We start from the raw sequence: 13,551 nt of genomic DNA on the forward strand, positions 1-13,551 counted from the left end.
AAACGTGTTGGGGTGGGCCGATTTCGTGCCCCGGCCCACCCCACAGTCCCGCGTGCGTCCTGTCGGTCAGACCTCCCGCACCCGCAACGCCCGAGCCAGGTCGTCCAGTTCGTCGACCAGTCGGCGGCGCAGGGCCGGGGTCAGGTCCGCGTCGCGCAGGCACCCCTCCCCCAACTGGACGTTCTCCGCGTCGACGGCGTACGCGGGGAAGGCCCAGCGGCCGACGGCGACGGCGATCGCGGGGCCGCGGCGGGCGGCCACGGCGACGGCGTCCTCGTAGTAGCGCGGGACGTACTCCCGTACGAGGTCCGCCTGTTCGGGCTGCCAGAAGCCCTGGGCGGTGGCCGTGAAGAGGTAGTTGGAGAGGTCGTCGGAGGCGAACATCGCGTCCCAGGCGCGGCGCTTGCCCTCGGGGTCGGGCAGGGCGGCGCGGCAGCGGGCGGCGCCCTCCTGGCCGGTGGCGGAGGGGTCGCGGTCGAGCTCGGCGGCGATGGCGGCCTCGTCGGTGGCGCCGAGGACGGCGAGCCGGCCCAGGACCCGCCAGCGCAGCTCGGGGTCGAGCTCCGGGCCGCCGGGCACGGTGCCCTCGGCGAACCATGCGGCGATGGTCTCGGGCTGGGCCGCGACGTCGATGAAGTGCCGGACCGCGACCAGCCGCAGGCCGGCGTTGTCGCCGTCCTCGGTGCGGCGGATCAGGTCGCGGCACAGGTCGGTGAGGGTGGCGAGGGCGACCGGGCGGGCCTCGGCGGTGATGTAGCGGTCGGTGACCTGGGCGGACGCGAAGGCGAGGACGCCCTGGACGAGGGCGAGGTCGGTCTCGTGCGGGAGGTGGGCGCGGGCCGCGTCCAGGTAGGCGGTGGCGGGGAGTTCGCCGTCGCGGACCGCGTCCCGCAGGACGTTCCACACGACCGCGCGGGTGAGCGGGTCGGGCAGTCCGGAGAGGCTGGTGCGGACGGTCTGGAAGGACTCGGCGTCGAAGCGGACCTTGGCGTAGGTGAGGTCGCTGTCGTTGAGCAGGAGCAGCGCGGGCCGCTTGCCGAGGGGCTGCGGGGCGCTCTGCGGGATGTCGAGGTCGAGGCGCTCGCGCAGGACGAGCCGGCGGCCCTCGTCGGCGGGGTCCTGGTCGTAGAGGCCGACGCTGATGCGGTGCGGGCGGCTGCCGGCGCGCTCGACGGTGAGGGCGCAGGTACCGTCGTCGCCGGGGGCCACGGCCGGGGTGAGGGTGTCGACGCCGGTGGTGCGCAGCCAGGCGTCGGCCCAGGCGTGCACGTCGCGCTCGGTGGCGGAGGCGAGGGAGTCGATGAAGTCGGCGAGGGTGGCGTTGGCGAACCGGTGGCGGGCGAAGTGGGTGTTGATGCCGGCCAGGAAGTCCTTCTCGCCGAGCCAGGCGACGAGTTGGCGCAGCGCGGAGGCGCCCTTGGCGTAGGAGATGCCGTCGAAGTTGAGGAGGGCGGAGGCCGTGTCGTCGACGGCCTCGGGGGCGACGGGGTGGGTGGACGGGCGCTGGTCGGCGTCGTAGCCCCAGGACTTGCGGGCGACACCGAAGTCGGTCCAGGTGTCGGAGAAGCGGGTCGCCTCGGTGAGGGTCTGGTAGCCCATGTACTCGGCGAAGGACTCGTTCAGCCAGATGTCGTCCCACCAGCGCAGCGTGACGAGGTCGCCGAACCACATGTGGGCCATCTCGTGCGCGATGACCATGGCGCGGGTCTGCCGCTCGGTGTCGGTGACGGCGGAGCGGTAGACGAACTCGTCGCGGAAGGTGACCAGGCCGGGGTTCTCCATGGCGCCGGCGTTGAACTCGGGGACGAACGCCTGGTCGTAGGAGTCGAAGGGGTAGGGCTCCTCGAACTTCTCGTGGTAGCGGTCGTAGCACTGCCGGGTGATCTCGAAGAGTTCGTCGGCGTCCGCGTCGAGGTACGGCGCGAGCGAGCGGCGGCAGTGGATGCCGAAGGGCAGGCCGCGGTGTTCGGTGCGCACGGAGTGCCAGGGGCCGGCGGCGACGGCGACGAGGTAGGTGGAGATCAGCGGGGTGGGGGCGGCCTGCCAGCGGCCCTCGCCGAGGTCCTCGGTGATGCCGTTGGCCAGCACGCTCCAGCCCTCGGGGGCCTTGACGGTGAGGTCGAAGACGGCCTTGAGGTCGGGCTGGTCGAAGGCGGCGAAGACGCGCTGGACGTCCTCCATGAACAGCTGGGTGTAGAGGTAGGTCTCGCCGTCGGTGGGGTCCGTGAAGCGGTGCATGCCCTCGCCGGTGCGCGAGTAGGCCATGACGGCGTCGATGCGCAGCTCGTGCTCGCCCTCGGTGAGGTCCCTCAGCGGCAGCCGGTTCTCGTCGAGCGTGCCCGGGTCGAGGGGCTGTCCGTCGAGGACGGCGGCGCGCAGTTCGGCCGGCTTGAGCTCGACGAAGGTGTCCGCGTCCGCGCGGGCCGTGAACCGGATGACGGTCCGGGAGTCGAAGTGCTCGTCCCCGACCGTCAGATCGAGGTCGATCGTGTAGCGGTGGACGTCGAGGACACGGGCACGGGTCTGCGCTTCGTCGCGCGTGAGTACGGACATGCACGACATGCTGCCTGATGGCACCGACAAGGCACAGAGGCGGACCGGTACGCGTCCTACATCCGGTACGTCGATCGGCGCCCCGCTATGTCCGGTCCTGTGCCGTCGCCGGCTGCTCGACGTCGCGCTGCGGCGGGACACGGGGATCGGGGTGGGGGCGGGCGGGGCGGGCGGGGCGGGCGCCGACGGCGACGGGGTCGTGGTCCTTGACCAGGGCGCGCAGTTCGCGGACCTCGTGCTCCAGGGCGAGGTGGCGCTGGTGGGCGTCGTACAGGTAGCGGACCTTGGTGCGCAGCGACCAGGGGTCGACGGGTTTCATGACGAGGTCGGCGACGCCCAGGGCGAAGGCGGCGGCGGTCAGTTCGTGGTCCGCGCCGAAGCCGGTGAGCAGGATGACCGGGATGTGCTGGGTCTGTTCCAGGCGGCGCAGGTAGCGCACCACGTCCAGGCCGCTGACGCCGGGCATGCGGACGTCGAGCAGCAGGAGGCCGACCTGTCCGCGCAGGACCTGCTTGAGCGCCTCGTCACCGCTGGTGGCGCGGCCGAGCCGGTAGCCCAGCGGCGCCAGGGCACTCTCCAGCGCGTACAGCGTGTCCTCGTGGTCGTCGACGATGAGGATCTTGGCGTCCGACGGCATGGCCCGGTGTCCCTCCCGCGTGGTCCACCAGTCTAGGTCCGGGTCGCTGACGGGGTGTGGCCGTCGGCTGACAAGGAGTGCACAGAAGCATGCACCGCCCGGGCCCGTCTGTCACGCCCTCCGCGCCGTCCTCCGGGCATCCCCCGAGGTCAATTCCCCGCGGGCGTCGAACCGTTCACGACGTCCTCGGCGATGCGCTCGTGGTGGCGGATCACCTCGCCGATGATGAAATTCAGGAACTTCTCAGCGAAGGCCGGGTCCAGCTTGGCGCTTTCGGCGAGGGTGCGAAGGCGCTCGATCTGGCGGGCCTCGCGGGCCGGGTCGGCGGGCGGCAGTTGGTGCGCCGCCTTCAGAAGGCCGACCTGCTGGGTGCACTTGAAGCGCTCGGCGAGCATGTGGACGACGGCCGCGTCGATGTTGTCGATGCTGTCGCGCAGCCGCGCGAGTTCCTCGCGGACGGCGGGATCGACGTCACCGGTACCGGTGTTGCTGGTGGTCATGGGCGTCCACCCTACGTGACCTGGGCTCACCGGTTCCGCCCGATCACCGGTGGATCGGCGGGGTCGGGCACCTGGTTGCTCCAGCCGCCGGGGACGGTCCGGAACTGCTGGGCGCGGAAGCGGACGGGGGCCATGCCGACGCGGCGGGTGAACAGGCGGGAGAAGTAGGCGGGATCGTCGTAGCCGACGCGGCGGGCGACGGCGGCGACGGGCAGTTCGGTGGTGGCGAGCAGTTCCTTGGCGCGGCCGAGGCGGATGCCCAGGAGGTAGTCCTTGGGGCTGCAGCCGGCGCCCCGGCGGACGGCGGTGCGCAGTTCGGCCGGGGTCATGCCGTGCTTGGCCGCGTGGTCGGCGACCGACAGCGGCAGACACGCGTCGCGTGCGAGGGCTTTGAGGACGGCCTCGCCGTCGGGGGCGAGGTCGGCGCGGGCGCGGCGCAGGGCGACGAGGAGTTCGTGGACGGCGGCGCCGGTCTCCACCTCCAGGAGCGGGTTGTCGCGGCGGGCGGCGCGGGCCATGCGGCCGATGACGGCACGCGCGCCCGTGGCGTCCGAGAGGGGCACGACGGGCCGGTCCGGTTCGATGTAGCCGAGTTCGGTGTACGTGGCGGTCGCGGGCCCGGTGAAGTCGACGAACCCCTCGTCCCAGCCGCCCTCGGCGTCCGGCGCGTAGTGGTGCGGGACGCCCGGGGTGAGCCAGAGCAGGGCGGGCGCGGTGACGGTCGTGCGGCGGCCGTCGGGGCTCAGGTACCAGCCGGCGCCCGCGTTGACCACGACGGCGACGTGGTGGTCGAGGGTGCGGGGGCCGACGGTGGGCAGGGCGCCGTACTGCAGGCCGACGCCGAGGCAGACCAGGCCGAGCCGGTGGTGGGCCGGTCCGGGCGTGAAGAACCGCATCCAGGTGTGGTACATCCGCGGTCCTCTCCCTGCCCTGCGTGCCGGTCGGCGGGCGCCGTGCCTGCCAGTCCAAGTAGCGGCGATCTTTGTCCATGGACGGTGATCGCCGCCAGGGGTGAGGCTGGGCACATGAGCGAGTTCACGGTGGGGGACACGGATTTTCTGCTGGCCGGGCGGCCGGTGCGGCTGCTGTCCGGCGCGCTGCACTACTTCCGGGTGCACGAGGCGCAGTGGGGTCACCGGCTGGCGATGCTGCGGGCGATGGGCCTCAACTGCGTGGAGACGTACGTGCCTTGGAACCTGCACGAGCCGCGGCCCGGCGAGTTCCAGGACGTACAGGCCCTTGGCCGCTTCCTCGACGCGGCCCGGGAGGCGGGGCTGTGGGCGGTCGTGCGGCCGGGGCCCTACATCTGCGCCGAGTGGGAGAACGGCGGGCTGCCGCACTGGGTGACGGGCGAGCTGGGCGCGCGGGTGCGCACGCGTGACGAGCGGTTCCTGGCGCAGGTGGAGCGCTGGTTCGGGGCGCTGCTGCCCGAGATCGCCGACCGGCAGATCGACCGGGGCGGCCCGGTGATCATGGTGCAGGTCGAGAACGAGTACGGCAGCTACGGCTCCGACGCGGCCTACCTGGAGCGGCTGGCCGAGCTCCTGCGGGCGGGCGGCGTCACGGTCCCGCTGTTCACCTCGGACGGCCCCGAGGACCACATGCTGACCGGCGGCTCGCTACCCGGTGTCCTCGCCACGGTGAATTTCGGCTCCCACGCGCGCGTCGCCTTCGAGGCGCTGCGCCGGCACCGCCCCGGTGGACCGCTGATGTGCATGGAGTTCTGGTGCGGCTGGTTCGACCACTGGGGCGCCGAGCACGTCGTGCGGGATGCCGGCGACGCGGCGGACGCCCTGCGCGAGATCCTGGAGTGCGGTGCCTCGGTGAACCTCTACATGGCGCACGGCGGCACCAGTTTCGGCGGCTGGGCGGGCGCCAACCGCAGCGGCGGCGCCCTGCACGACGGCCCGCTGGAGCCCGACGTGACGTCCTACGACTACGACGCGCCGATCGACGAGTACGGCAGGCCCACGGAGAAGTACCGGCGCTTCAGGGAGGTGCTCGCCGAGTACGCCGACGGCCCGCCGCCCGAGCCGCCGCCGGCGCCCCCGCGGCTGGCCGCGGACACCGACGCGCACCTGACCGGCTGGGCGCCCCTGGACGTCGTACTGGACACGCTGGGTGGCCCGGAGGTCGCGGCGCCCGTCCCGCCGACCTTCGAGGAGCTGGACGTGGACCGGGGACTCGTGCGGTACGCGGTGACCGTGCCGGGGCCGCGGCAGCCGTACCCGCTGACCGCGCGCGGGCTGCGCGACCTGGCGGTGGTCTACGTCGACGGGGAGCGGGCCGGGGTGCTCGCCGAGGGCGACGAGCGGCTGAAGGAGCCCGTTGCCGGGCACGCGCGCGTGGAGCTGTGGGTGGAGTCCCTGGGGCGGGTCAACTACGGGCCGCGCACCGGCGAATCCAAGGGCATCACCGGGGGGCTGCTGCACGAGCGGCAGTTCCTGCACGACGTACGCGCGCGTGGGCTGCGCCTGGACGCACTGGACGAGGTCGGGGCGGTGCCCTTCGGGGAGCTGCCCGGGGACGGCGCCCCGGGGCTGTACCGGGGCACCGTCACGGTGCGGGGCGCCGGGGACGCCCGGCTCGAACTGCCGGGCTGGACCCGGGGGTTCGCGTGGATCAACGGCTTCGGCCTCGGCCGCTACTGGTCCGCCGGCCCCCAGCGGTCGCTGTACGTGCCCGGTCCCGTGCTGCGGGAGGGCGTCAACGAGGTGTGGGTGCTGGAGGTGGAGGAGGCGGCACCGGAGGCGGTGCGGCTGCGGCCCGTCCGGCCGAGCCGTCGCGGCTCCCCCTAGAGGGCGTTGGCCGCCTTCGCTATGTCGGCCGCGAACGTGCTGACCTGCGTGTACACACCGGCCACTCCGGGACGGGCGCAGCCGTCGCCCCAGCTGACGATGCCGACCTGGACCCACTTGTCGGCCGCGTCCTTGCGGAACATGGGCCCGCCGGAGTCGCCCTGGCAGGTGTCGACGCCGCCCTGGGGGTAACCGGCGCACAGCTCCTGCTTGGGGACCAGCTCGTCCCCGTAGTGCCACCTGCACTGCGTGTCGGGGACGTAGGGGACGGTCGCCTTGAGGAGCTTGGTCGAGCCGGTGTTGGCGTTCTCCTCGGTGTCGCCCCAGCCGGCGATGGTGAAGACGCCCCGGTCGTACTGGGTGTTGGTGGCGATCTTCAGGGTGGGCAGGTCGATCGGGCGGGCGAGCTTGATCAGCGCCCAGTCCCGGCCGACGCCGTTGTAGCCGGGGGCCTGCTTGGCCTTGGTCGACTTCACCTTGATCGCGGCGGCCGAGGTGAGGTCGGCGACCCCGGCGGTGGCGGTGATCCGGGTGTTGCTCCCGGAACCCGATACGCAGTGGGCGGCCGTCAGCACGACGTCCTTCTTGTAGAGCGCTCCGCCGCAGCCCATGGAGAGGTGGACCATGAACGGGAACTCGCTCGACCCGGCGGGCGTTCCTCCGACGACGGGCGAGGGCGCGGCCTGCGCACTCACGGGCTGGAGGCCGGCCGCGGCGAGGGCGACGACACCGACGGCCGCGGCTCTGCGCCCCAGGGTCGGGCGGGTTCTCCTGGGCGGGGTGGAGGTCAACGTGGATCCTTTCGTGGCAAGTTGGGCGGCCCGCATTATGAAGATCGAATGGGCCTTTTGACAAGGGGGGACCTCACGTCCGGGCTGCGGAACCCAACCCGGGAGATTCCGCTCACCTCCCCGTAGAGTGGAATCGGGTTCAGGACGTCTGAAGGGGGTCGGACGTGGCGAACGACGGACCGGTCGAGCACGGCTACCCACACCTGGAGACGGTGCGGGCCGCCATCACCGCGCTCTACAAGCGCTTGTCGTACGACACCGTCCAGACCTTCTCGACCAGCGTGCTCCCCGCCGACGTGGCCTTCGCCGACACCGACGACCTGCATCTGGGCGCCCAGCGCGTGGCCCGCGAACTGGTCCGGCACTACCGCCTGCCCGACGCCCGGATGATCGTCGGCTTCCGCGAGATGACGCATGCGGCGAACGTCGAACTCGCCGCCGGGCCCGAGTACTTCATCGAGCTGAACGACCGCTTCCGCACCCATCGCCGGGACATCGGCGCGGCCCTCGCCCACGAGGTCATGCACGTCTATCTGCACCGCCTCGACCTGTCCTTCCCCGGCACCCGGGACAACGAGATCCTCACGGACACGGCGACGACCTATCTCGGCGCCGGCTGGCTGCTGCTCGACGCCTACCGCGAGGACGCGGCCTCCTCCCAGAAGCTGGGCTACCTCACCCCGGAGGAGTTCGGCTACGTCCTGGCGAAGCGTGCCCTCGTCTTCGGCGAGGACCCGTCCATCTGGTTCACCAGCCCCCAGGCCTACGAGGCCTACAACCGCGGCATGACCAAGGCCCGCCACGACGAGCAGCAGCCCCCGCTGACGGCGGCGGGCTGGGCGGGGCGGCGGCGGTACGCCCGCGACCGGCGGCATGCGCAGGCCCACCACACCGGCCCCGCGTCCGGCTCCGCCGGTCCGGAGGTCCGGTACTCCTTCACGCCCGACGGCACTCCCGGCGACCACGGCCCCTTGCGGGTGTCGTTCCCCTGTCCGACCTGCCATCAGCGGATCAGGGTGCCGGTGAAGGGGCGGGTCAGGGCGCGGTGCGGGCTGTGCCGGACGGTGTTGGAGTGCGATACGTAGGCGGACAGAATGCGCCTCTCAGGGGGCCGTCTACGCCCCGTACACCGCCCCCGGCGTCTCCGCCTCCGCCAGCAGCTTCAGCGCCGTCTCCCCCGCCTCCGTCGGACTCCACCGCGCGCCCTTGTCCGCACTCGGCCCCGGCCGCCAGCCCTCCATGACCGTGATCTGCCCGCCCTCCGTCCCGAAGACCCGCCCTGTCACCCCGGCGCTGGCGGCCGAGCCGAGCCAGACGACGAGCGGGGAGACGTTCTCGGGGGCCATCGCGTCGAAACCGGCGCCGGGGGCGGCCATGGTCTCGGCGAACGTGCGTTCCGTCATACGCGTGCGGGCCGCGGGGGCGATGGCGTTGACCTGGACGCCGTAGCGGGCGAGTTCGGCCGCGGCGACCAAGGTCAGCCCGATGATGCCGGCCTTGGCGGCGCTGTAGTTCCCCTGCCCGACCGACCCCAACAGCCCTGCTCCGCTACTGGTGTTGACGACCCGCGCGGTCGGTGTGCGGCCCGCCTTGGCCTCGGCCCGCCAGTGCGCGGCGGCGTGCTTGAGCGGGAGGAAGTGGCCCTTGAGGTGGACGCGTACGACGTCGTCCCAGTCGTCCTCGTCGAGGTTGACCAGCATCCGGTCGCGCAGGAAGCCCGCGTTGTTGACGAGGGTGTCGAGTCGGCCGTACGCCTCCAACGCGGCGGTGACCAGGGAGGACGCCCCTTCCGTGGTGGCGATGTCACCACCGTGGGCGATCGCCTCGCCGCCGGCCGCACGGATCTCGTCAACCACCTGCGCGGCCGGGCTGTCCGGGCCCGGCGAACCGTCCAGCCCGACGCCCAGGTCGTTGACGACGACCCGCGCGCCCTCCGCCGCGAAGGCGAGCGCGTGGGCCCGGCCGAGCCCACGTCCGGCACCGGTGACGACGACGACCCGGCCGTGACAGATTCCGCTCATCTCACGCCTCCTTCTTGGGAGTTGACGTCTCCTGATGGACGGCCTCCTTGTTGGCGGTGGCCGCGTCCAGAAACGCCGGCGCCTCCCCGCCCCCGTGCACCAGCAGGCTCGCCCCGCTGATGTACGCCGCCGCGTCGGAGGCGAGGAAGGCCGCCGCCGCGCCGATGTCGGAGGGCACCGCGAGCCGGCCGAGCGGCACCGTGCGGGAGACCGCCTCGATGCCGTTCTCGCCGCCGTAGTGCAGATGGGACAGCTCGGTGCGGACCATGCCGACGACGAGGGTGTTGACCCGTACCTCCGGCGCCCATTCCACGGCCATCGAGCGGGCGAGACTCTCCAGACCGGCCTTGGCCGCCCCGTACGCCGCCGAGCCCGGAGAGGGCCGGCCGCCGCTGACGCTGCCGATCATCACGACGGAGCCCTGCGCGCGCCGAAGATGCTCGTACGCGGCGAGCGAAGCGCCCAGCGCGGTCGTGAGGTTGAGCTCGATCACGCGCGCGTGCCACTCCACCGGGGCCTGGTCGAGCGGCCGGTAGGGCGCGCCGCCCGCGTTGTTGACGAGCGCGTCGAGCCGGGGCAGACCGGCGAAGAACTCCCGTACGGCGTCCGGGTCCCGCAGGTCGAGGGAGACGAACTCCGTTCCCTTGACGCGCTGTTCGGGTGGTCTGCGCGCGCAGGTCACCACTTCGGCGCCGGCCTCGACGAAGGCCCGCGCGATCCCGGCCCCGACGCCTCGGGTGCCGCCCGTGACGACGGCGACCTTCCCGTTCAGATCCATCGCCGCTACCCTCCACCTAACAAACGTTTGGTGGAAAGGTAGCTGATGCGCGCATGGGTGTCTCCACCTCGTCCCCGGAAAACGGGCCGGAAAAAGATGGCATCGCGGTCGTCACGGTCGACTTCCCACCGGTGAACGCACTGCCGGTGCGGGGCTGGTTCGCCCTCGCCGACGCCGTGCGCGCGGCCGGCCGTGACCCACGCACGCGCTGCGTGCTGCTCACCGCCGAGGGCCGGGGCTTCAACGCGGGCGTGGACATCAAGGAGCTCCAGGCGCAGGGGCCGAGCGCGCTGGTCGGCGCCAACCGCGGCTGTTTCGAGGCCTTCGCGGCCGTGTACGAGTGCGAGGTCCCGGTGGTCGCGGCGGTGCACGGCTTCTGTCTGGGCGGCGGCATCGGGCTGGTCGGCAACGCGGACGTGATCGTCGCGAGCGAGGACGCCACCTTCGGGCTGCCCGAGCTGGACCGCGGCGCCCTGGGCGCGGCGACGCATCTGTCCCGGCTGGTCCCGCAGCACCTGATGCGCGCCCTGTACTACACCTCGCGCACGGCGACCGCGGCCGAGCTGCACGCGCACGGCTCGGTGTGGCGGGTCGTACCGCGCGCCGAACTCCTGCACACCGCGCTGGAGTTGGCACGGGAGATCGCCGCCAAGGACGGGGAGCTGCTGCGCCTGGCCAAGGCCGCCATCAACGGCATCGACCCGGTCGACGTGCGCCGAAGCTACCGCTTCGAGCAGGGCTTCACCTTCGAGGCGAGCGCCGTCGGAGTGGCCGACCGGGTGCGCGACACCTTCGGCAACGAAGGGAACCAGGGGGCTTAGGTGAGTGACAAGACAATGACCGCCGACCAGGCCGTCTCCCACCTGGAGAGCGGCATGACCCTGGGCATCGGCGGCTGGGGCTCGCGCCGCAAACCCATGGCCCTGGTAAGGGCGTTGCTGCGCTCCGACGTCACCGACCTCACCGTCGTCTCGTACGGCGGCCCGGACGTCGGGATGCTCGCCGCGGCCGGCCGGATCCGCAAACTGGTCGCCGCGTTCGTCACCCTCGACTCGATCCCGCTGGAGCCGAACTACCGCGCGGCACGCGAGCGGGGCGCCTTCGAGCTGATGGAGATCGACGAGGCGATGTTCATGTGGGGCCTGCACGCGGCGGCGAACCGGCTGCCGTTCCTGCCGGTGCGGGCCGGTCTCGGCTCCGACGTGATGCGGGTCAACCCCGGTCTGCGGACGGTCGCTTCACCGTACGACGACGGCGAGACGTTCGTCGCGATGCCGGCCCTGCGGATGGACGCGGCCCTGGTGCACGTGAGCCGCGCCGACCGGCTGGGCAACGGGCAGTACCTGGGCCCTGACCCGTACTTCGACGACCTCTTCTGCGAGGCGGCGGACACGGCGTACCTCTCCTGCGAACGGATCGTCGACACGGCCGAGTTGACGAAGGAGGCGGCCCCGCAGACCCTCCTGGTCAAGCGGCACACGGTGACAGGGGTCGTCGAGGTGCCCAGCGGCGCGCACTTCACCTCCAGCGCGCCCGACAGCGCCCGGGACGAGGCCTTCCAGAAGCTGTACGCGACCACGCCCTGGCCGGAGTTCGCGGCCCGCTTCCTCGACGGGGACGAACAGGCCTACCAGTCGGCCGTCCAGGCCTGGCACGAGGAGCAGCGATGACCGTCACCCGGGACCCGCTGGCCCCGCCCACCCGCGCCGAGTACTGCGTGATCGCCTGCGCCGAGGCCTGGCGGGAGGGGGGCGAGATCCTGGCCAGCCCGATGGGCCTGATCCCGTCCGTGGGCGCGCGGTTGGCCCGGCTCACCTTCTCGCCCGACCTGCTGCTGACCGACGGCGAGGCGACCATCGTCCGCCCGGACGGCACACCCGAGGGCTGGCTTCCGTACCGGCAGCATCTGACCCTGGTCGCGAGCGGCCGGCGGCACGTGATGATGGGCGCGAGCCAGATCGACCGGTTCGGCAACCAGAACATCTCGTGCATCGGCGACTGGGAGCGGCCGAAACGGCAGCTGCTCGGGGTGCGCGGAGCGCCGATCAACACCCTGAACAACCCGACCAGTTACTGGGTCCCGAGGCACTCCCGGCGGGTCTTCGTGGAGAAGGTCGACATGATCTGCGGAGTCGGCTACGACCACGCGGACGGCGCGCGTCACCACCGTATCCCGTGTGTCGTCAGCGACTTGGGCGTCTTCGACTTCGCCACTCCGGACCACTCGATGCGGCTGGCCGCGCTGCACCCGGGCGTCACGGTGGAGCAGGTCAGGGAGGCGACCGGCTTCGAGCTGACCGTCCCGGACGAGGTACCGCCGACCCGCGAACCCACCGCCGAGGAGCTGCGGTTGATCCGCGAGGTGATCGACCCGGCCGGCTCCCGTGGCAGGGAGGTGAGTTCGTGAGGGAGACCGCGCTCACCCGCCTGGTCGGGGTGCGGCATCCGATCGTGCAGACCGGGATGGGCTGGGTGGCGGGCCCGCGGCTGGTCTCGGCGACGGCGAACGCGGGTGCGCTGGGCATCCTGGCCTCCGCGACCATGACCACGGACCGGCTGCGCGAGGCGATACGGGAGGTCAAGTCCCGTACGGAGGAGCCCTTCGGGGTCAATCTGCGCGCCGACGCGTCGGACGCGGGCGACCGGGTGCGGATCATGATCGAGGAGGGGGTCCGGGTCGCGTCCTTCGCCCTCGCCCCCTCCCCCGAGCTGATCGCCGAGCTGAAGGCGGCGGGTGTGGTCGTGATCCCGTCGATCGGCGCCCGGCGTCATGCCGAGAAGGTCGCGGCCTGGGGCGCGGACGCCGTGATCGTGCAGGGCGGGGAGGGCGGTGGGCACACCGGTGAGGTGGCGACGACCGTGCTGTTGCCGCAGGTGGTGGACGCGGTGGACATCCCGGTGGTGGCGGCGGGCGGCTTCTTCGACGGGCGTGGGCTGGTCGCGGCGTTGGCCTACGGGGCGGCCGGGGTCGCGATGGGGACGCGGTTCCTGCTGACCTCTGACTCGACGGTGCCGGACGCGGTGAAGGCCAGGTATCTGGCGGCGACGGTGAAGGACGTCACCGTCACCACGGCGGTGGACGGTCTGCCGCACCGCATGCTGCGCACGGAGTTGGTGGACTCCCTGGAGAACTCGGGCCGGACGCAAGCCCTGTTGCACGCCCTCCGTCGGGCGGCCGGGTTCCGGAAGCTGTCCGGGCTCACCTGGCGGCAGTTGGTCCGTGACGGACTCGCCATGAAGCACGGCAAGGAGCTGACCTGGAGCCAGGTCCTGCTCGCCGCGAACACCCCGATGCTGCTCAAGTCGGCGATGGTGGACGGCCGTACGGACCTCGGGGTGATGGCGTCCGGGCAGGTCGCCGGGGTGATCGGGGACCTGCCCTCGTGCGCGGAGCTGGTGGATCGGATCATGAAGGACGCGGACGCGGTGACCGAGCGGCTCACGGCCGCCCGATGACCGTGCGAGTCATGACC

Annotated in this window: 13 protein-coding genes; 6 read left to right on the forward strand and 7 right to left on the reverse strand. The window is 72.4% G+C overall.

The window, feature by feature from the left end:
- Positions 1-66: 66 nt before the first annotated feature.
- The 4 genes from pepN to M2283_RS18025 form a co-directional block, all read right to left on the reverse strand.
- Positions 67-2,553, reverse strand: coding sequence for an aminopeptidase N (gene pepN, locus M2283_RS18010; protein WP_280877274.1), 2,487 nt, complete (start codon positions 2,551-2,553; stop codon positions 67-69).
- Positions 2,554-2,638: 85 nt separating this feature from the next.
- Positions 2,639-3,190, reverse strand: coding sequence for a response regulator (locus M2283_RS18015; RefSeq protein WP_280877275.1), 552 nt, complete (start codon positions 3,188-3,190; stop codon positions 2,639-2,641).
- A 149-nt stretch (positions 3,191-3,339) separates the two neighbouring features.
- Positions 3,340-3,690 carry a chorismate mutase gene (locus tag M2283_RS18020; RefSeq protein ID WP_280877276.1) on the reverse strand — a complete coding sequence of 117 codons (351 nt, stop codon included), beginning with the start codon at positions 3,688-3,690 and terminating at the stop codon, positions 3,340-3,342.
- 26 nt (positions 3,691-3,716) lie between these two features.
- Positions 3,717-4,601 carry a helix-turn-helix domain-containing protein gene (locus tag M2283_RS18025; RefSeq protein WP_280877277.1) on the reverse strand — a complete coding sequence of 295 codons (885 nt, stop codon included), beginning with the start codon at positions 4,599-4,601 and terminating at the stop codon, positions 3,717-3,719.
- 114 nt (positions 4,602-4,715) lie between these two features.
- On the opposite strand from M2283_RS18025, the gene M2283_RS18030 reads away from it, so the two are divergent.
- A complete protein-coding gene (locus tag M2283_RS18030; RefSeq protein WP_280877278.1) occupies positions 4,716-6,488 on the forward strand; it encodes a glycoside hydrolase family 35 protein in 1,773 nt (590 codons plus the stop codon).
- Here M2283_RS18030 and M2283_RS18035 read toward each other — a convergent pair.
- A complete protein-coding gene (locus tag M2283_RS18035) occupies positions 6,485-7,279 on the reverse strand; it encodes a S1 family peptidase (RefSeq protein WP_432423092.1) in 795 nt (264 codons plus the stop codon). The genes M2283_RS18030 and M2283_RS18035 overlap by 4 nt on opposite strands.
- 164 nt (positions 7,280-7,443) lie before the next feature.
- Between M2283_RS18035 and M2283_RS18040 the strand changes: the two genes are divergently transcribed.
- Positions 7,444-8,364 (forward strand): hypothetical protein, encoded by a 921-nt coding sequence (locus M2283_RS18040; protein WP_280877279.1) that lies wholly within the window; start codon positions 7,444-7,446, stop codon positions 8,362-8,364.
- Positions 8,365-8,394: 30 nt separating this feature from the next.
- Here the strand turns inward: M2283_RS18040 and M2283_RS18045 are convergent, their stop codons facing one another.
- Together M2283_RS18045 and M2283_RS18050 are read right to left on the reverse strand one after the other, a co-directional pair.
- Entirely contained in the window at positions 8,395-9,300 is a 906-nt protein-coding gene (locus tag M2283_RS18045) for an SDR family oxidoreductase (RefSeq protein WP_280877280.1), read from the reverse strand.
- A 1-nt stretch (position 9,301) separates the two neighbouring features.
- Complete coding sequence (locus tag M2283_RS18050) at positions 9,302-10,078, reverse strand: SDR family oxidoreductase (protein WP_280877281.1); 777 nt, start codon at positions 10,076-10,078, stop codon at positions 9,302-9,304.
- A 53-nt stretch (positions 10,079-10,131) separates the two neighbouring features.
- On the opposite strand from M2283_RS18050, the gene M2283_RS18055 reads away from it, so the two are divergent.
- From M2283_RS18055 to M2283_RS18070, 4 genes are read left to right on the forward strand one after another with little or no spacing between them, the layout of a single operon-like run.
- Entirely contained in the window at positions 10,132-10,899 is a 768-nt protein-coding gene (locus M2283_RS18055; protein WP_280877282.1) for an enoyl-CoA hydratase family protein, read from the forward strand.
- Complete coding sequence (locus M2283_RS18060) at positions 10,900-11,748, forward strand: CoA transferase subunit A (protein ID WP_280877283.1); 849 nt, start codon at positions 10,900-10,902, stop codon at positions 11,746-11,748. It abuts the gene before it with no gap.
- Complete coding sequence (locus tag M2283_RS18065) at positions 11,745-12,485, forward strand: CoA-transferase subunit beta (RefSeq protein ID WP_280877284.1); 741 nt, start codon at positions 11,745-11,747, stop codon at positions 12,483-12,485. The genes M2283_RS18060 and M2283_RS18065 overlap by 4 nt, the downstream gene beginning before the upstream one ends.
- On the forward strand, positions 12,482-13,534 hold the full coding sequence (locus M2283_RS18070; RefSeq protein WP_280877285.1) for an NAD(P)H-dependent flavin oxidoreductase: 1,053 nt from the start codon (positions 12,482-12,484) through the stop codon (positions 13,532-13,534). The genes M2283_RS18065 and M2283_RS18070 overlap by 4 nt, the downstream gene beginning before the upstream one ends.
- Positions 13,535-13,551: the final 17 nt, after the last annotated feature.

It is taken from the genome of Streptomyces pseudovenezuelae (genome assembly GCF_029892565.1).
Lineage (GTDB): Bacteria > Actinomycetota > Actinomycetes > Streptomycetales > Streptomycetaceae > Streptomyces > Streptomyces pseudovenezuelae_A.